Source organism: Pseudomonas sp. YA1 (genome assembly GCF_058680555.1).
The window spans coordinates 38,805-55,702 of sequence record NZ_JBZWBG010000023.1; the positions used below are offsets into that span (position 1 = coordinate 38,805).

Below are 16,898 nucleotides of genomic sequence, written 5' to 3' on the forward strand. Positions count from 1 at the left end.
CGCATCGAGGAGTTTGCATGAAGCCGGTATTGTTGATGATAGTGAACGACCCGGCTTTCTTCATGTCTCACCGTTTACCGGTCGCTGTCGGAGCCCAGCAGGCTGGTTTCCAGGTACATATCGCCACACGCCCTGGTGACGCGGTGAAAAAGATCGTCTCCCAAGGTTTTCTGCATCATGAATTGCCACTGTCCAGAAGCGGAAAGAATCCTTTTTCAGAGCTGTATCTGCTGACTTATGTCTGGCGCCTTTTGTGGAGGTTGCGGCCTGATGTTTTACACCTGGTTACCATCAAGCCGGTAATCTATGGCGGTATCGCCGCACGCTTGGCGCCGGTGAAGGGGGTCGTGGCGGCCGTTTCCGGACTTGGTTTCGTTTTCATGGCCAAGGGTCTGAAGGCCTGCGCGTTTCGTGCCTGTGTCGCCTGGCTTTATCGGCGGGCTTTGGGCAAGAAAAAGTTGCGTGTCATCTTTCAAAATCCCGATGATCGGGACGCGCTGATCGGCCTGGGTGCGATCACTTTTGAAAAGTCCGTCCTGATTCGCGGTTCGGGGGTCGACCTGACGCAATACCAGCCGGCCCCGGAAAGCCCCGAAACGCCGGTGGTCACATTGGCGGCTCGGTTGCTCAGGGACAAGGGTGTGCTGGAATTCGTCGAAGCGGCAAATATCCTTAGGCAGCGCAGCGTACCGGCACATTTTCAACTGGTCGGAGACCTGGATCCTGGGAACCCCACCAGTATCGAGCCGTCCGAACTAGAGCGTTGGCGTAGTGAGGGCACGATCGAGTGTCTTGGTTATCGCCAGGATATCGCGTCTGTCTTCGCCCGTTCGCATATAGTCGTTCTGCCTTCTTATCGTGAAGGGCTTCCTAAGGTCCTGGTCGAGGCGTCGGCGTGCGGGCGTGCGGTTGTGACCACCGATGTACCGGGTTGCCGGGATGCAATCCAGGCTGATGTTACGGGCCTGCTCGTGCCGGTGCGTGATTCTGCTGCTCTGGCGGATGCCATTCAGCGTCTTATTGAGTCGCCAGAGTTGCGTAAGAAGATGGGAGCTGCTGGGCGAGCGTTGGCAGAGCGTGATTTTGCGATCGAAAGTATCGTCCAACAGCACCTGGATATTTATCGGGCACTAGGGAGCGGAGCTTGACGCGACATAATGTATTGGTAACGGGGGCAACCGGATTCATCGGGGCCGCGCTGGTCAATAGTCTCTGTTCTTCCGGGCAGTACAAGGTTTGGGCCGGGTGCCGCCGAAGAGGTGGGGCCTGGCCTCGAGGGGTTACTCCCTTGCTTCTGGGTGAACTGGGCAGTTCTGTTGTCTGGGATGCGGAGTCGGCCATCGATACGGTGGTTCATTGCGCTGCCCGCGTGCATGTCATGAGCGAGACGGCCTCCGATCCGCTCGTCGAGTTCCGCAAGGCCAACGTTCAGGGGACACTTGATCTGGCCCGGGAGGCCGTATCCCGGGGAGTGCGGCGTTTCATCTTTATCAGCTCGATAAAGGTCAATGGCGAGGGAACTGAGCCCGGTCGGCCCTATACTGCGGACAGTCCGCCCAATCCTGTCGATCCCTATGGCGTATCCAAACGGGAAGCGGAGCAAGCGCTATTGGATCTGGCGGAAGAGACCGGACTGGAGGTTGTGATCATCCGACCGGTCCTGGTTTATGGTCCAGGGGTCAAGGCCAACGTACAGACCATGATGCGCTGGCTGAAGCGCGGCGTGCCCCTCCCTCTAGGGGCCATTCATAATCGGCGTAGTCTGGTGTCGCTGGATAATCTTGTCGACCTCATCATCACCTGCATCGAGCATCCGGCTGCGGTCGGGCAAGTTTTCCTCGTAAGCGACGGTGAGGATCTTTCCACCACCGAGTTGCTGCGGAGAATGGGACGCGCCTTGGGCGCTCCCGCTCGCCTGCTGCCTGTTCCCGCCAGTTGGATCGGTGCAGCGGCGAAAGTTCTGAACAGGCAGGCATTTGCTCGCCGCCTGTGCGGCTCATTGCAAGTCGATATCATGAAAACCCGCCAAGTGCTTGGCTGGACTCCGCCTGTAGGGGTGGACCAGGCATTGGAGAAAACCGCCCGCTCTTTCCTGGATCGCCAATGATGAATCTATGGTTGTTGTTGCCGGCGGTTGCCGCTCTTTCCCTGCTGTTGACCGCCGGCTTGCGCCGTTACGCGATTGCCCGCAGCTTGATCGATGTACCCAATGCTCGAAGTTCTCACCAGGTGCCGACGCCTAGGGGGGGCGGTGTCGCTATCGTGCTCTCCTTCCTGCTGGCAGTGCTGCTTGCGGCGATATTGGGCGCGGTGAAACCGGATCTGGCCACTGGTATCCTGGGGGCGGGTATCGGGATCGCATTGCTGGGCTTCCTCGACGATCATGGCCATATCGCTGCCCGTTGGCGTTTGCTCGGCCATTTCGCCGGTGCTTGCTGGCTGCTGTACTGGCTTGGAGGTTTGCCTGCATTGGCCTTTTTCGGCCTTGTGGTCGATCTGGGGTGGGTTGGGCACATAGCTGCGGCGTTCTATCTGGTATGGATGCTCAATCTCTACAATTTCATGGACGGTATCGATGGGATTGCCAGCGTTGAGGCTGTGTGTGTGTGCGTTGGCGCTGCCCTGCTTGTCGTGGTCAGTGGTGTAGGTTCCGATGAGGCATCCCAGGGCGTTTGGTTGGCGGCGCTGCTGGCAGCCGCGGTGACGGGGTTCCTTTTCTGGAATTTCCCTCCTGCGCGGATCTTCATGGGGGATGCTGGTAGCGGTTTCTTGGGGGTTATCATTGGTGGCCTTTCCCTGCAAGCCGCATGGGTCTCGCCGCAACTCTTCTGGGGTTGGCTCATCCTGCTGGGGGTATTCATTGTTGATGCCACCCTGACCTTGTTGCGCCGGTTGCTGCGGGGAGACAAGGTTTATGAGGCGCATCGCAGTCACGCATACCAGTATGCTTCTCGTCATTACGGGCGTCATCTTCCTGTTACCCTGGCAGTGGGAAGCATCAACATCTTCTGGTTGTTGCCACTGGCACTGCTTGTCGCAGCGGGGAAGATCGACGGCATGCTTGCGTTGTTGATTGGCTACCTGCCTCTGGCGTTCCTGGCGCTCCGTTTTAAGGCCGGAGTCCTGGAATCACGCGCTGCTTGAATGTCCCGGTTGGCTGGAGGCGCGGGACGATTTTCCGGGAACGTATAATATGAAAGGAATGTGCAAGCGATGATCAGTAGTGACTACTGCCGATAGCGTGGTTTGGGTTCCGGAATGGTATTTGCCAGACCAAGGAAATGGACTGCCCGGACTTGTTCGGGTGGATGCGGGTGCAGTGAAGGGGGCTGATTAATAGGATGTTGGATAACTTGCGTGGACGCCTCCTGGGATTGCCGCGCCGCCAGAAGCGCATTCTCCAGGTTGCGACGGACATCGGCCTGGTGTGGCTTTCATTGTGGCTGGCTTTCCTGGTGCGTCTCGGCACCGAAGACATGATCGATCCGTTCGGGGATCACGCCTGGCTGTTCATAGCGGCGCCTCTAACCGCCATCCCGCTCTTCATCCGCTTCGGCATGTACCGGGCGGTGATGCGCTACCTGGGCAACGATGCCCTTATCGCGATCGCCAAGGCCGTCACCATTTCCGCGCTGGTCCTGTCGTTGCTGGTCTACTGGTACCGCTCCCCGCCGGCGGTGGTGCCGCGTTCCCTGGTGTTCAACTACTGGTGGTTGAGCATGCTGCTGATCGGCGGCTTGCGTCTGGCCATGCGCCAGTATTTCATGGGCGACTGGTACTCTGCTGTGCAGTCGGTACCATTTCTCAATCGCCAGGACGGCCTGCCCAGGGTGGCTATCTATGGCGCGGGGGCGGCCGGCAACCAGTTGGTTGCGGCATTGCGTCTCGGTCGGGCGATGCGTCCGGTGGCGTTCATCGATGACGACAAGCAGATCGCCAACCGGGTCATCGCCGGTCTGCGGGTCTATACCGCCAAGCATATCCGCCAGATGATCGACGAGACGGGCGCGCAGGAGGTTCTCCTGGCGATTCCTTCCGCCACTCGGGCCCGGCGCCGAGAGATTCTCGAGTCCCTGGAGCCGTTCCCGCTGCACGTGCGCAGCATGCCTGGCTTCATGGACCTGGCCAGCGGCCGGGTCAAGGTGGACGACCTGCAGGAGGTGGACATCGCTGACCTGCTGGGGCGCGACAGCGTCGCACCGCGCAAGGAGCTGCTGGAACGGTGCATCCGCGGTCAGGTGGTGATGGTGACCGGGGCGGGCGGCTCTATCGGTTCGGAACTCTGTCGGCAGATCATGAGTTGTTCGCCTAGCGTGCTGATCCTGTTTGAGCACAGCGAATACAACCTCTATAGGATCCATCAGGAACTGGAGCGTCGGATCAAGCGCGAGTCGCTTTCGGTGAACCTGTTGCCGATCCTCGGTTCGGTGCGCAATCCTGAGCGCCTGGTGGACGTGATGCGTACCTGGAAGGTCAATACCGTCTACCATGCGGCGGCCTACAAGCATGTGCCGATCGTCGAGCACAACATCGCCGAAGGCGTTCTCAACAACGTGATAGGCACCTTGCATGCGGTGCAGGCCGCGGTGCAGGTCGGCGTGCAGAACTTCGTGCTGATTTCCACCGACAAGGCGGTGCGGCCGACCAATGTGATGGGCAGCACCAAGCGCCTGGCGGAGATGGTCCTTCAGGCGCTCAGCAACGAATCGGCGCCGGTGCTGTTCGGTGACCGGAAGGACGTGCATCACGTCAACAAGACCCGTTTCACCATGGTCCGCTTCGGCAACGTCCTCGGTTCGTCCGGCTCGGTCATTCCGCTGTTCCGCGAGCAGATCAAGCGCGGCGGCCCGGTGACGGTCACCCACCCGAGCATCACCCGTTACTTCATGACCATTCCCGAGGCGGCGCAGTTGGTCATCCAGGCCGGTTCGATGGGGCAGGGCGGAGATGTATTCGTGCTGGACATGGGGCCGCCGGTGAAGATCCTGGAGCTCGCCGAGAAGATGATCCACCTGTCCGGCTTGAGCGTGCGTTCCGAGCGTTCGCCCCATGGTGACATCGCCATCGAGTTCAGTGGCCTGCGTCCTGGCGAGAAGCTCTACGAAGAGCTGCTGATCGGTGACAACGTGAATCCCACCGACCATCCGATGATCATGCGGGCCAACGAGGAACACCTGAGCTGGGAGGCCTTCAAGGTCGTGCTGGAGCAGTTGCTGGCCGCCGTAGAGAAGGACGACTACTCGCGGGTTCGCCAGTTGCTGCGGGAAACCGTCAGCGGCTATGCGCCTGACGGTGAAATCGTCGACTGGATCTATCGCCAGAGGCGGCGAGAACCCTGAGTCATCGTTCTCCGGAAAAGGCCGCCTAGCGGCCTTTTTTGTTTTCTCCGTACGATGTTTCCGGTGCCGGACCAGGAAGCGACTGCTTTGCTGGGGCTGTCGATCCAGGTGCGTTCCACGGCGATAAGGTGGTTTCGTGGATGGGCATGAAGCCCTCTACGTGGTCATTCATCTCTGAAGGAGTGCACCCATGCACCTAATCAAATCCGCTCTGCTTCTCATCCTGTTCGCCTGTCTTCCGTTTTCGGCTTCCGCCGCACCGGTCGCCGTCGCCAAGAATCCGCTGGCCGCAACGACACCTGCGACGACCCTGTCGCCGGGGGAGCAGGTCAATATCAATACGGTCGACGAGGCCGCCCTGATACGGGGGCTCAACGGTGTCGGCGAGGCCAAGGCCAGGGCGATCCTCGAGTATCGTGCGGCCCATGGTCCGTTCGTCTCGGTGGATCAACTGCTGGAAGTGAAAGGGGTAGGCCCGGCGTTGCTGGAGAAGAACCGGTCGCGGATCGTCATCGAGTGAGGTGCGACCGAAGGGGCGAACTTTCGTCCCGATAACGAAAAAGCCCCCGGCATATGCCGAGGGCTTTGAATTTGGCTCCGCGACCTGGACTCGAACCAGGGACCCAATGATTAACAGTCATTTGCTCTACCGACTGAGCTATCGCGGAACAGCGAGGCGTATGTTACTGATTAAAAAGGGGAAGTCAAGCCTCTCCCGATGACTTCCCCTTTTTCCCTACAGGACCTGGACGATGGCCTTGGTGATGGTCTCCAGGTTCGATTTGTTCAGCGCGGCGACGCAGATACGGCCGGTGCTGACGGCGTAGATACCGAACTCGGTCTTCAGGCGCTCGACCTGGTCGGCGGTCAGGCCGGAATAGGAGAACATGCCACGCTGGCGACCGACGAAGCTGAAGTCGCGCTTGGCGCCGTGGGCTGCCAGTTGCTCGACCATCGCCAGGCGCATGTCGCGGATGCGGTCGCGCATCTCGCCCAGTTCCTGCTCCCAGAGGGCCCGCAGTTCCGGGCTGTTGAGCACGGAGGAGACGACGCTGGCGCCGTGGGTCGGTGGGTTCGAATAGTTGGTGCGGATCACCCGCTTCACCTGGGACAGCACGTGGGCCGATTCATCGCGGCTTTCGGTCACGATCGAGAGGGCGCCGACGCGTTCGCCATAGAGCGAGAAGGATTTGGAGAACGAGCTGGAAACGAAGAAGCTCAGGCCCGACTGGGCGAACAGGCGCACCGCGGCGGCGTCTTCCTCGATGCCGTTGCCGAAGCCCTGGTAGGCGATGTCGAGGAATGGCACGTGGCCCTTGGCCTTGAGCACGTCCAGCACCTGTTTCCAGTCGTCCAGCTCGAGATCGACGCCGGTCGGATTATGGCAGCAGGCGTGCAGGACCACGATCGAGCGGGCCGGCAGGGCATTCAGGTCTTCCAGCAGGCCGGCGCGGTTCACGCCATTGCTGGCGGCGTCGTAATAGCGGTAGTTCTGCACCGGGAAGCCGGCGGCTTCGAACAGTGCGCGGTGGTTTTCCCAGCTCGGGTCGCTGATGGCCACGGTGGCGTCGGGCAGCAGGCGCTTGAGGAAGTCGGCGCCGAGCTTGAGGGCGCCGGTGCCGCCGACGGCCTGGGTCGTGACCACGCGGCCGGCGGCCAGCAGCTCGGATTCGTTACCGAACAGCAGTTTCTGTACGCCCTGGTCGTAGGCGGCGATCCCTTCGATCGGCAGGTAGCCGCGCGGCGCGTGGGCCTCGATGCGGGCCTTCTCGGCAGCCTGCACGGCACGCAACAGCGGAATGCGCCCCTCCTCGTTGTAGTACACGCCCACGCCCAAGTTGATCTTGCCCGGACGGGTATCGGCGTTAAAGGCTTCGTTCAGGCCAAGGATGGGATCACGCGGTGCCATTTCGACGGCAGAAAACAGACTCATTTTGCGGCTGCTCGGAGTGTGAAGAGAGGAGGGCAACGCAACCCGTTATGCGGGGGCGCAAAGGGTTGCGCAAACGGGGGGTTATTATAGACACCCCTTGATGCATGCGGCGACATTTAGGTGCATGCTTTCAGCTATTTCTGACGCCGGATTTTCCTTGGCGTCACAGCTCCCTGCGAGGTTTTTCATGGATACGTTCCAACTCGACTCGCGCTTCAAGCCCGCCGGCGACCAGCCGGAAGCCATCCGGCAGATGGTCGAGGGGCTGGAGGCGGGGCTTTCGCACCAGACCCTGCTGGGGGTGACGGGCTCTGGCAAGACTTTCAGCATCGCCAACGTGATTGCCCAGGTGCAGCGCCCGACCCTGGTCCTGGCGCCGAACAAGACCCTGGCGGCCCAGCTCTATGGGGAGTTCAAGACGTTCTTCCCGCACAATTCCGTGGAGTACTTCGTTTCCTACTACGACTACTACCAGCCGGAGGCCTACGTACCGTCTTCCGATACCTATATCGAGAAGGACTCCTCGATCAACGACCATATCGAGCAGATGCGCCTGTCGGCGACCAAGGCGCTGCTCGAGCGTCCGGATGCGATCATCGTCGCCACCGTGTCGTCCATCTACGGCCTCGGTGATCCCGCGTCCTACCTGAAGATGGTCCTGCACCTGGACCGCGGCGACCGCATCGACCAGCGCGAACTGTTGCGGCGACTGACCAGCCTGCAGTACACCCGCAACGACATGGATTTCGCCCGTGCGACTTTCCGTGTGCGTGGCGATGTGATCGACATCTTCCCGGCCGAATCCGATCTCGAGGCGATTCGTGTCGAGTTGTTCGACGACGAGGTGGAAAGTCTCTCGGCCTTCGACCCGCTCACCGGCGAGGTGATCCGCAAGCTGCCGCGCTTCACCTTCTACCCCAAGAGCCACTACGTGACCCCGCGCGAGACGCTGCTGGAGGCGGTCGACCAGATCAAGGCCGAACTCAAGGAACGCCTGGACTACCTGCGCAACAACAACAAGCTGGTGGAAGCCCAGCGCCTGGAGCAGCGCACGCGTTTCGACCTGGAGATGATCCTCGAACTGGGCTACTGCAACGGCATCGAGAACTACTCGCGCTATCTTTCCGGGCGGGCCCCCGGCGAGCCGCCGCCGACGCTCTACGACTACCTGCCGGCCAACTCGCTGCTGGTTATCGACGAATCGCACGTCAGCGTTCCGCAGGTCGGCGCGATGTTCAAGGGCGACCGCTCGCGCAAGGAGACCCTGGTGGAATACGGTTTCCGCCTGCCTTCGGCGCTGGACAACCGGCCGCTGCGCTTCGAAGAGTGGGAGGCGGTGAGTCCGCAGACCATCTTCGTCTCCGCCACCCCGGGCCCCTACGAGGCGGAACATGCCGGGCGGGTCATCGAGCAGGTGGTGCGTCCCACCGGGCTGGTCGATCCGGAGATCGAGGTACGCCCGGCGATGACCCAGGTGGACGACCTGCTCTCGCAGATCCGCCAGCGGGTGGCCAAGGACGAGCGGGTGCTGGTGACTACCCTGACCAAGCGCATGGCCGAAGACCTCACCGATTATCTCGGCGATCACGACGTGCGGGTGCGCTACCTGCACTCGGACATCGATACCGTCGAGCGAGTGGAGATCATCCGCGACCTGCGCGCCGGTGCGTTCGACGTGCTGGTGGGGATCAACCTGCTGCGCGAAGGCCTGGACATGCCCGAGGTGTCGCTGGTGGCGATCCTCGACGCGGACAAGGAAGGCTTCCTGCGCTCGGAGCGCTCGCTGATCCAGACCATCGGTCGTGCCGCGCGCAACCTGCACGGCAAGGCGATCCTCTACGCCGACAACGTCACCGGCTCGATGCAGCGTGCGATCGACGAGACCGAGCGGCGTCGGGCCAAGCAGATCGCTTTCAACGAAGCCCATGGCATCGTGCCCAAGGGGGTGCGCAAGGACATCAAGGACATTCTCGAAGGCGCCGTGGTGCCCGGCGCGCGCGGCAAGCGCAAGGGCGTGGCCAAGGTGGCGGAGGAGAGCGGGCGCTACGAGAACGAACTGCGCTCGCCGAGCGAGATCAGCAAGCGCATCCGCCAACTGGAGGAAAAGATGTACCAGTTGGCCCGCGACCTGGAGTTCGAGGCGGCGGCGCAACTGCGCGACGAGATCCAGACGCTGCGCGAGCGCCTGGTCAACGTCTGAACCTCAGTGAGCCCCGGCGTCGGCGCGGGCGCCGATGCCGGCCGGCAGCGAGCGGGTCAGCAGCACCGCGAGCATGCTCACTGCGAGCACCATGCCGATGATATGGAAAGCATCGTTGTAGGCCATGATCATCGCCTGCTGGTGGGTGATCTCGCTGAGTTTGCCCAGCGCCGCCTGCTGGCTGCCCAGTTGCGCGGCGAGTTGCGCGAGGCGTTCGTCGACCTGCGGGTTGGTCGGCACCAGGGCTTCGCGCAGATAGTCGAAGTACACCTTGGCGCGACTGTCGAGCAGGGTCGCGAGCAGGGCGATGCCGATGGCGCCGCCGAGGTTGCGCAGGATGTTGAACAGGCTCGAGGCCGAGCCGGCATCCTGTGGCTGCAGGTAGGCGGTGGCGATCAGCGAAATGGTCACCATGATCATCGGCTGGCCGAGGGCGCGCAGTAGCTGGATCTGGTTGAACTGCGGTCCGGCGAAGTCCGGGTTGAGCACTCCGGAGAAGAAGCTGGCAAGGCCGAACAGGCCGAAGCCGGCGGCGCAGAGCAGGCGCGGCGAGACCAGCTTCATCAACTTCGGGACCAGCGGGATCAGGAACAGCTGGGGAATGCCCATCCACATGATCACCTCGCCGATCTGCATGGCGTTGTAGCCCTGGATTTGCGCCAGGTATAGCGGCAGTACGTAGATCGAGCCGTACAGGCCCATGCCCAGACCGATGCTGGAAATGCTCGCGAGGCCGAAGTTGCGGTTGCGCAGGATGCCCAGATCGATCAGCGGGTTCGGCCGCGACAACTGCAGGATGACGAACAGGACCAGGCTGAACAGGGCGACGCTGCCGAGGCTGACGATCAGTTGCGACTCCAGCCAGTCCTTGCGGTGACCTTCCTCGAGGAAGACCTGCAGGCAGCCCAGGCCGATGCCGAGGGTGACGATGCCGGCGTAGTCGGTACTCTTCAGCAGTTCCCAGTGCGGCGCCTTTTTCTCCAGGCCGTAGAGCAGCCCGGCGATCATCAACAGGCCCGGCGGCACGTTGATATAGAAGATGTATTCCCAGCCGAAGTTTTCCGTCAGCCAGCCTCCCAGGGTCGGTCCGATGGAGGGCGCGAAGGTGGCGGTGATGGCGAACAGCGCCATGCCCTTCGGACGGTGGTGTTCCGGCAACTTGACCAGGGCCAGGGTGAACGCCAGCGGAATCAGCGCGCCGCCGGTGAAACCCTGCATGGCGCGGAACACGATCATGCTTTCCAGGTTCCAGGCGAACGAGCAGAGCAGCGAGGACACCAGGAAGCCCACCGAGATCATCACCGCCAGGCGCCGTGCCGAGAGCAGCTGCACCAGCCAGGCGGTCATCGGGATCATGATGATCTCCGCCACCAGATAGGAGGTGGAGATCCACGAGCCTTCCTCGAGGGTCGCCGCCAGCGCGCCCTGGATGTCCTTCAGCGAGGAGTTGGTGATCTGGATGTCGAGCACCGCCATGAATGCGCCGAGCATGGCGCTGAGCACCGCGATCCAGTCGCGCCGGGTCGGTTCGCCAAGCGGCCGGGCCAGCGCCTCAGCGGTCACGGAGCTCGACCTCGGCTTCGACGGACATGCCGGGGCGGATGCGGCCATGCAACGGGTTGTCGGCCTCGAACACGATCTTCACCGGGATGCGTTGCACCACCTTGGTGAAGTTTCCGGTGGCGTTGTCCGGTGGCAGCAGGCTGAACTGCGCGCCGGAAGCGGCGAACAGGCTATCGATGCGACCGTCGATAGGCGTGTCGGGGAAGGCGTCGAAGGTCAGGCGCGCCTTCTGCCCGTCGCGCATGCGGCCGACCTGGGTCTCCTTGAAGTTGGCCTGGACCCAGATGTCTTCGTCCGGCACCAGTGACAGCAAATGGGTACCAACCTGCACGTACTGGCCGTTGCGTGCGCTGCGCTGGCCGACCAGGCCGTTGATCGGCGAATGGATCAGGGTGCGTGACAGGTTGATTTCGGCTTGCGCCAGTTCGGTTCGGGCGCTGGCGATCTGCGCTTCCAGGCGCTTGATCTCGGCGCCCAGGGTGTCGCGCTGGACGCGTTGTGCCTCGAGGTCGGCGCGGGCCTTGGCCAGTTGCGAGCGAGCCACATGGTTGTCGGCGGTGAGGGTGGTGACCCGTTCCTCGGAAACGTAGCCGGGCTTGCGCAGGGCTTCGGCGCGGTTCAGGTCGATCTGTGCGCGGCCGAGGGTTGCCTGGCTGGCGTTGACGTCGGCGGCGCTGGCGGCGATCAGGCTGCCCTGCTGCACCAGCTTGCTGCGCGCCTGGGCCAGTTCCGCCTCGCGGGTGGCCAGCGCGGCCTGGGCGCGCTCGACGGCCAGCTTGAAGTCGGCGTCTTCCAGGCGTACCAGTAGCTGCCCCTTGTCCACGTGCTGGTTGTCGCGCACCAGGACTTCCTCGACCCGCGCGCCCAACTGGCTGGCCACCCGCGTGATCTCGCCCTGGACGTAGGCGTTGTCGGTGCTTTCCACGTGGCGGCCGATGAACCACCAGTGGAGGAAGAAGGCCAGGGCGATCAGGCCGACGGCCACCAGGAAGACGGTCAGGCGACGTTTGAGTTGGGCGGGCATGGGTGGAGTGTTCCGTCGGCAAAATTCGGCCAATCTAGCAGTGTTCCGCCGGACGTTATAGGCGCTACACTTCGGACTCTTTGTTGCTTATAGGGAACAATAATGGGGCTTGATGATGCGCTGATCTTCACCCGCGTGGTGGAGTACCACAGCTTCACCCAGGCCGCGCAGAGCCTGGGCATGCAGAAGTCCACGGTGAGCCGGCGCATCGCCCTGCTGGAGGAGCGCCTGGGGGTGCGCCTGCTCAATCGCACCACCCGCAAGTTGCGCCTGACCGAAGTAGGGCAGGCCTACTACGAGCGCTGCCGGCAGATCATGCACGATTTCGCCGAGGCCGAGCAGGCGGTCATGCAGTTGCAGCAGGCGCCGTCGGGATTGCTGCGGATCACCTCGCCGATAGAGTTCGGCCAGATGTTCCTCGCCAGCCTGCTGGGCGACTTCATGCGCCAGTACCCGCAGATCACCGCCGAGGTCGAACTGGCCTCGCGCAGCGTCGATCCGCTGCAGGAGGGCGTCGACATCGTGATCATGGTCGGCCAGCCGGAGGATTCCACCCTGGTGGCCCGTCGCCTGCTCTCTACCAGCCGCTGGCTCTGCGCCAGCCCCGACTACCTGGCGGCGCACGGCACGCCGACATCGGTGGCCGAGCTTGCCGGGCATCGCGCGGTCCTTCTGTCCACCGACTCCCAGCGCTACTGGCCGCTTTCCGGAGACAGCCTGCCCTGCCAGCGGGTGCTGTCCTGCAACAACATCACCTTCGCCCGCGAGGCGGTGGTCGCCGGTGCCGGCATTGCCGCGCTACCGGCGCTGATCTGTGCGGAGAGCGTGCACAGCGGGCGTCTGGTGCGTTTGCTGGCGGACGTGCCGTTGCCGGTCGGCGAACTGTATGCGGTCTATCCTTCGCGGCGTTTCCAGGCGATGAAGGTCAAGGCCTTCCTCGATTTCCTGATCAGCCGCCTGCCGGCCGACACCGGTCGTTTACTGGAGCCGGAGGCGGCCCGCCTGATAACATCGCGCCCCTGAATTTCCGTTTTAACTTCCGCTTGGCAAGAGAGTCTCCATGACCACTGTTCGTACTCGCATCGCCCCGTCGCCGACGGGCGACCCGCACGTCGGTACCGCATACATCGCGCTGTTCAACCTGTGCTTCGCGCGTCAGCACGGCGGTCAGTTCATCCTGCGCATCGAGGACACCGACCAGTTGCGTTCGACGCGGGAGTCCGAGCAGCAGATCTACGACGCCCTGCGCTGGCTCGGCATCGAGTGGGACGAGGGCCCGGACGTCGGCGGCCCGCATGGCCCGTACCGGCAGAGCGAGCGCGGGCACATCTACAAGAAGTATTCGGACGAACTGGTCGAGAAGGGCCATGCCTTCACCTGCTTCTGCACGCCCGAGCGCCTCGATGCGGTTCGCGCCGAGCAGATGGCGCGCAAGGAAACCCCGCGCTACGACGGCCACTGCATGCACCTGCCGAAGGATGAGGTGCAGCGCCGCGTCGCCGCCGGCGAGTCCCATGTCACCCGCATGAAGGTGCCGACCGAGGGTGTCTGCGTGGTGCCGGACATGCTCCGCGGCGATGTCGAGATTCCGTGGGATCGCATGGACATGCAGGTGCTGATGAAGGCCGACGGCCTGCCCACCTACTTCCTCGCCAACGTGGTCGACGACCACCTGATGGGCATCACCCACGTCCTGCGCGGCGAAGAGTGGCTGCCGTCGGCGCCCAAGCTGATCAAGCTCTACGAGTATTTCGGCTGGGAGCAGCCGCAGCTGTGCTACATGCCGCTGCTGCGCAACCCTGACAAGAGCAAGCTGTCCAAGCGCAAGAACCCGACCTCTATCACCTTCTACGAGCGCATGGGCTACCTGCCGCAGGCGCTGCTCAACTACCTCGGGCGGATGGGCTGGTCGATGCCGGACGAGCGCGAGAAATTCACCCTCGCCGAGATGATCGAGCATTTCGACCTGTCGCGCGTCTCCCTGGGCGGACCGATCTTCGACCTGGAGAAGCTCTCCTGGCTGAACGGGCAGTGGATCCGCGAGCAGTCCGTGGAGGAGTTCGCCCGTGAGGTGCAGAAGTGGGCGTTGAATCCCGAATACCTGATGAAGATCGCTCCGCACGTGCAGGGACGGGTGGAGAACTTCAGCCAGATCGCGCCGCTGGCCGGATTCTTCTTCAGCGGCGGGGTGCCGCTGGACGCTTCGCTGTTCGAACACAAGAAGCTCGATCCGACCCAGGTCCGCCAGGTCCTGCAACTGGTGCTGTGGAAACTCGAATCCCTGCGCCAGTGGGAGAAGGAACGCATCACCGGCTGCATCCAGGCTGTCGCCGAACACCTCCAGCTCAAGCTGCGCGACGTGATGCCGCTGATGTTCCCGGCCATCACCGGACATGCCAGCTCGGTTTCGGTGCTGGACGCCATGGAGATCCTTGGTGCCGACCTGTCGCGCTATCGCTTGCGCCAGGCCCTGGAGCTGCTGGGCGGGGCGTCGAAAAAGGAAACCAAGGAATGGGAGAAGATCCGCGACGCCATTCCCGGCTGACCGGCTTTCTTCTACAGTCGATGACGAGGCCCGCCCAGTTGCGGGCCTCGTTTTTTGGGGAGGGGAGGTAAGTGATTGTTCTTCCGGTAAAATTTTTTAGGTTTCGATGAAAAATAATGTTGACAGCCTCAAGTCTCACCCTTAGTATGCGCCCCGTCTTCACGACGAACTCAACGAAGTGAAGCGATCCAGCGGTACTTTGGGGCTATAGCTCAGCTGGGAGAGCGCTTGCATGGCATGCAAGAGGTCGACGGTTCGATCCCGTCTAGCTCCACCAAATTGCCGGGAATACGCGGTTGGTTTTGCGGATTCCTACGAAGGTTTCGTCCCCTTCGTCTAGTGGCCTAGGACACCGCCCTTTCACGGCGGTAACAGGGGTTCGAGTCCCCTAGGGGACGCCACTTCATGTTCATCCGTCCCAGCAATGGATGAGCGTGTCGACAACCGGAAGGTTGTCGAAGCGATCGGAAGATCGCCCGCCTGATGGCGAATTCGGGGCTATAGCTCAGCTGGGAGAGCGCTTGCATGGCATGCAAGAGGTCGACGGTTCGATCCCGTCTAGCTCCACCATATTCCAAGGCCAGCATCGCTGGCCTTACTTTTCGAAGGTTTCATTGTCCCCTTCGTCTAGTGGCCTAGGACACCGCCCTTTCACGGCGGTAACAGGGGTTCGAGTCCCCTAGGGGACGCCACTTTTTCCCGCTCTGCGGGGCTCTATAGGGCCATTCCGAATTGGAATGGCCCTTTTGTTTTTTCCCTTTTCGAATTTCCTGACAGACGGTCCGGCCGTACGCTTGTCGATTTTTATTATGCATATAATATTTCACTCATAATATTTTCGGAGATCGTCATGAGCGACAAGAAAACCCAGACCCGTGCCCGCATCCTCGGTGCCGCCACCCAGGCCCTGCTCGAGCGGGGCGCCGTCGAGCCTAGCGTCGGGGAAGTGATGGGCGCGGCGGGGCTCACCGTCGGCGGCTTCTATGCCCACTTCCAGAGCAAGGATGCGCTGATGCTCGAGGCGTTCGAGCAATTGCTCGGCAAGCGCCGCGAACTGCTCGGTGAACTCGACCCCGGATTGTCGGGAAAGGAGCGTCGGGCCTTGGCGGCCGCCTTCTACCTGTCGCGCAAGCATCGGGACGCACAGGTCGACGCCGGTTGTCCGCTGCCGGCGACCCTCGCCGAGGTGGCGCGCCTGCCGGAGGGGTTTCGCGAGGTCTTGAGCAGGCATGTCGAGATCATGGTCGCCAGCCTGGCGGAAAATCCCGAGGAAACCGACGTCGCCCTGGCCGACCTGGTGTTGATGATTGGCGGTTTGGCGCTGGCCCGGGCATTGGGGCCGGGCGAGCTGTCCGACCGGGTTCTGCGTGCCGCCAAGCAGGCGGTGAACTGAGGAGGTGCGAGATGAGTAGCCTGACCTGGATTCGCGGTTTCAACGGGACGATCGGCCGCATCGCGCCGCGTTGGACGGCCGAGCGTATGCGTCGGGCGTTCATGATGCCTGGCGAGTGGCCGCCGAAGGATTGGGAGCTGCCGCTGCTGGCCAGCTCGGAGCGCGTCACTCTGCGCTTCGGGCTGTCGGTGTTGCGCTGGGGCGAGGGGCCGGCAGTCCTGCTGCTGCATGGCTGGGCCGGCAGGCCGACACAGTTCGCCCATCTGATCGAGCAACTGGTCGGCGCGGGTTATTCGGTGTATGCCCTCGATGCGCCGGCCCACGCCTTGCTGGAGGCCGCTGGTGAGTTGCCGCCGCTGCGTGCGGTGGTCGGTCATTCCCTGGGTGGCGCGGCGGCGTTGCTGGCGGCCCAGATGGGGCTGCGCAGCGAAGCGCTGGTGACGGTCTCGGCGCCGTCGCGGATTCTCGAACAGTTGCGCCTGTTCGCTCGTTTCGTCGGTTTGCCGGCCCTGGCTCGCTCGCATTTCATCCGCCTGGTCGAGCGGCAGGCGGGCATATCCGCGGCGTGCCTGGATGTGGCGCGCTACCGTCTGGAAATGCCCGGACTGGTGGTGCATGCCGACGACGACACGCGCGTAGCGGTGGAAAATGCCGAGCGCATCCATGCCGCCTGGCCGGCCAGTCGCTTGCTGCGCCTGCCGGGCGGCGGCCACCACCGACTGCTCGGCGAGCGCAGGCTGAGCGAGTCGCTGCTGGCGCTGCTCGAGGAGCGCCCGGCGATGCGCGCTTGCCGGCGCGTGGAAAAGACGGCGAGCGCTTCCTGAGGCGCGTAGCAGAGGGGTTGTCGTTGTCCTGACCTCGGTTCTTCGGTAAAAAGCGCTGTGGCCCGCGCGGAGCGATC

13 protein-coding genes and 5 tRNA genes are annotated in these 16,898 nt (G+C 62.8%); 14 read left to right on the plus strand and 4 right to left on the minus strand.

The window, feature by feature from the left end; genetic code table 11:
* Positions 1-17 precede the first annotated feature (17 nt).
* The 5 genes from AC4OR5_RS26630 (at position 18) to AC4OR5_RS26650 (ending at position 5,859) form a co-directional block, all read left to right on the plus strand.
* The gene (locus AC4OR5_RS26630; RefSeq protein ID WP_003122254.1) at positions 18-1,148 is read left to right on the plus strand and encodes a glycosyltransferase family 4 protein; all 1,131 of its coding nucleotides are present in this window, start codon (positions 18-20) and stop codon (positions 1,146-1,148) included.
* The gene (locus AC4OR5_RS26635; RefSeq protein ID WP_016253165.1) at positions 1,145-2,107 is read left to right on the plus strand and encodes a UDP-glucose 4-epimerase family protein; all 963 of its coding nucleotides are present in this window, start codon (positions 1,145-1,147) and stop codon (positions 2,105-2,107) included. Before AC4OR5_RS26630 ends, AC4OR5_RS26635 begins: the two co-directional genes overlap by 4 nt.
* A complete protein-coding gene (locus tag AC4OR5_RS26640; RefSeq protein ID WP_058160376.1) occupies positions 2,107-3,144 on the plus strand; it encodes an MraY family glycosyltransferase in 1,038 nt (345 codons plus the stop codon). The genes AC4OR5_RS26635 and AC4OR5_RS26640 overlap by 1 nt, the downstream gene beginning before the upstream one ends.
* A gap of 197 nt (positions 3,145-3,341) precedes the next feature.
* Complete coding sequence (locus AC4OR5_RS26645; RefSeq protein ID WP_116271269.1) at positions 3,342-5,339, plus strand: polysaccharide biosynthesis protein; 1,998 nt, start codon at positions 3,342-3,344, stop codon at positions 5,337-5,339.
* A 190-nt stretch (positions 5,340-5,529) separates the two neighbouring features.
* Positions 5,530-5,859 (plus strand): ComEA family DNA-binding protein, encoded by a 330-nt coding sequence (locus AC4OR5_RS26650; RefSeq protein WP_058160371.1) that lies wholly within the window; start codon positions 5,530-5,532, stop codon positions 5,857-5,859.
* 72 nt (positions 5,860-5,931) lie between these two features.
* On the opposite strand, the gene AC4OR5_RS26655 is transcribed toward AC4OR5_RS26650, so the two are convergent.
* Together AC4OR5_RS26655 and AC4OR5_RS26660 are read right to left on the minus strand one after the other, a co-directional pair.
* Positions 5,932-6,007: transfer RNA gene (locus AC4OR5_RS26655), tRNA-Asn, on the minus strand.
* A 68-nt stretch (positions 6,008-6,075) separates the two neighbouring features.
* On the minus strand, positions 6,076-7,272 hold the full coding sequence (locus AC4OR5_RS26660; RefSeq protein WP_116271270.1) for an amino acid aminotransferase: 1,197 nt from the start codon (positions 7,270-7,272) through the stop codon (positions 6,076-6,078).
* A gap of 187 nt (positions 7,273-7,459) precedes the next feature.
* Here AC4OR5_RS26660 and uvrB point away from each other — a divergent pair, with 187 nt between their 5' ends.
* Entirely contained in the window at positions 7,460-9,472 is a 2,013-nt protein-coding gene (gene uvrB, locus AC4OR5_RS26665) for an excinuclease ABC subunit UvrB (RefSeq protein WP_003104590.1), read from the plus strand.
* Positions 9,473-9,475: 3 nt separating this feature from the next.
* Here uvrB and AC4OR5_RS26670 read toward each other — a convergent pair whose 3' ends face one another.
* Positions 9,476-11,035, minus strand: a complete 1,560-nt coding sequence (locus AC4OR5_RS26670; RefSeq protein ID WP_003116435.1) for an MDR family MFS transporter — start codon at positions 11,033-11,035, stop codon at positions 9,476-9,478.
* Positions 11,025-12,059, minus strand: coding sequence for an HlyD family secretion protein (locus AC4OR5_RS26675; protein WP_003091421.1), 1,035 nt, complete (start codon positions 12,057-12,059; stop codon positions 11,025-11,027). The genes AC4OR5_RS26670 and AC4OR5_RS26675 overlap by 11 nt, the downstream gene beginning before the upstream one ends.
* A 102-nt stretch (positions 12,060-12,161) precedes the next feature.
* Here AC4OR5_RS26675 and AC4OR5_RS26680 point away from each other — a divergent pair, with 102 nt between their 5' ends.
* The 8 genes from AC4OR5_RS26680 to AC4OR5_RS26715 all read left to right on the plus strand — a co-directional run bounded on the left by AC4OR5_RS26680 (position 12,162) and on the right by AC4OR5_RS26715 (position 16,821).
* Positions 12,162-13,082 (plus strand): LysR family transcriptional regulator, encoded by a 921-nt coding sequence (locus AC4OR5_RS26680; RefSeq protein ID WP_003091419.1) that lies wholly within the window; start codon positions 12,162-12,164, stop codon positions 13,080-13,082.
* A 37-nt stretch (positions 13,083-13,119) separates the two neighbouring features.
* Positions 13,120-14,604, plus strand: a complete 1,485-nt coding sequence (gene gltX, locus AC4OR5_RS26685; RefSeq protein WP_003091417.1) for a glutamate--tRNA ligase — start codon at positions 13,120-13,122, stop codon at positions 14,602-14,604.
* A 201-nt stretch (positions 14,605-14,805) separates the two neighbouring features.
* Positions 14,806-14,881: transfer RNA gene (locus AC4OR5_RS26690), tRNA-Ala, on the plus strand.
* Between the two features lie 48 nt (positions 14,882-14,929).
* Positions 14,930-15,005, plus strand: a tRNA-Glu gene (locus tag AC4OR5_RS26695).
* Between the two features lie 93 nt (positions 15,006-15,098).
* Positions 15,099-15,174 (plus strand) — tRNA-Ala (locus AC4OR5_RS26700).
* 46 nt (positions 15,175-15,220) lie between these two features.
* A tRNA-Glu gene (locus AC4OR5_RS26705) sits at positions 15,221-15,296 on the plus strand.
* A gap of 158 nt (positions 15,297-15,454) precedes the next feature.
* The gene (locus tag AC4OR5_RS26710) at positions 15,455-15,997 is read left to right on the plus strand and encodes a TetR/AcrR family transcriptional regulator (protein WP_003116437.1); all 543 of its coding nucleotides are present in this window, start codon (positions 15,455-15,457) and stop codon (positions 15,995-15,997) included.
* An 11-nt stretch (positions 15,998-16,008) separates the two neighbouring features.
* On the plus strand, positions 16,009-16,821 hold the full coding sequence (locus tag AC4OR5_RS26715) for an alpha/beta fold hydrolase (protein WP_058160370.1): 813 nt from the start codon (positions 16,009-16,011) through the stop codon (positions 16,819-16,821).
* Positions 16,822-16,898: the final 77 nt, after the last annotated feature.

Excerpts from the sequence above, each read along its gene's own strand:
- gltX (WP_003091417.1), top strand. The coding sequence starts at position 13,120 with ATGACCACTGTTCGTACTCGCATCGCCCCGTCGCCGACGGGCGACCCG.
- AC4OR5_RS26660 (WP_116271270.1), bottom strand. The coding sequence starts at position 7,272 with ATGAGTCTGTTTTCTGCCGTCGAAATGGCACCGCGTGATCCCATCCTT.
- AC4OR5_RS26710 (WP_003116437.1), top strand. The coding sequence starts at position 15,455 with ATGAGCGACAAGAAAACCCAGACCCGTGCCCGCATCCTCGGTGCCGCC.
- AC4OR5_RS26675 (WP_003091421.1), bottom strand. The coding sequence starts at position 12,059 with ATGCCCGCCCAACTCAAACGTCGCCTGACCGTCTTCCTGGTGGCCGTC.
- AC4OR5_RS26640 (WP_058160376.1), top strand. The coding sequence starts at position 2,107 with ATGAATCTATGGTTGTTGTTGCCGGCGGTTGCCGCTCTTTCCCTGCTG.
- AC4OR5_RS26715 (WP_058160370.1), top strand. The coding sequence starts at position 16,009 with ATGAGTAGCCTGACCTGGATTCGCGGTTTCAACGGGACGATCGGCCGC.
- AC4OR5_RS26650 (WP_058160371.1), top strand. The coding sequence starts at position 5,530 with ATGCACCTAATCAAATCCGCTCTGCTTCTCATCCTGTTCGCCTGTCTT.
- AC4OR5_RS26680 (WP_003091419.1), top strand. The coding sequence starts at position 12,162 with ATGGGGCTTGATGATGCGCTGATCTTCACCCGCGTGGTGGAGTACCAC.
- AC4OR5_RS26630 (WP_003122254.1), top strand. The coding sequence starts at position 18 with ATGAAGCCGGTATTGTTGATGATAGTGAACGACCCGGCTTTCTTCATG.
- uvrB (WP_003104590.1), top strand. The coding sequence starts at position 7,460 with ATGGATACGTTCCAACTCGACTCGCGCTTCAAGCCCGCCGGCGACCAG.
- AC4OR5_RS26645 (WP_116271269.1), top strand. The coding sequence starts at position 3,342 with ATGTTGGATAACTTGCGTGGACGCCTCCTGGGATTGCCGCGCCGCCAG.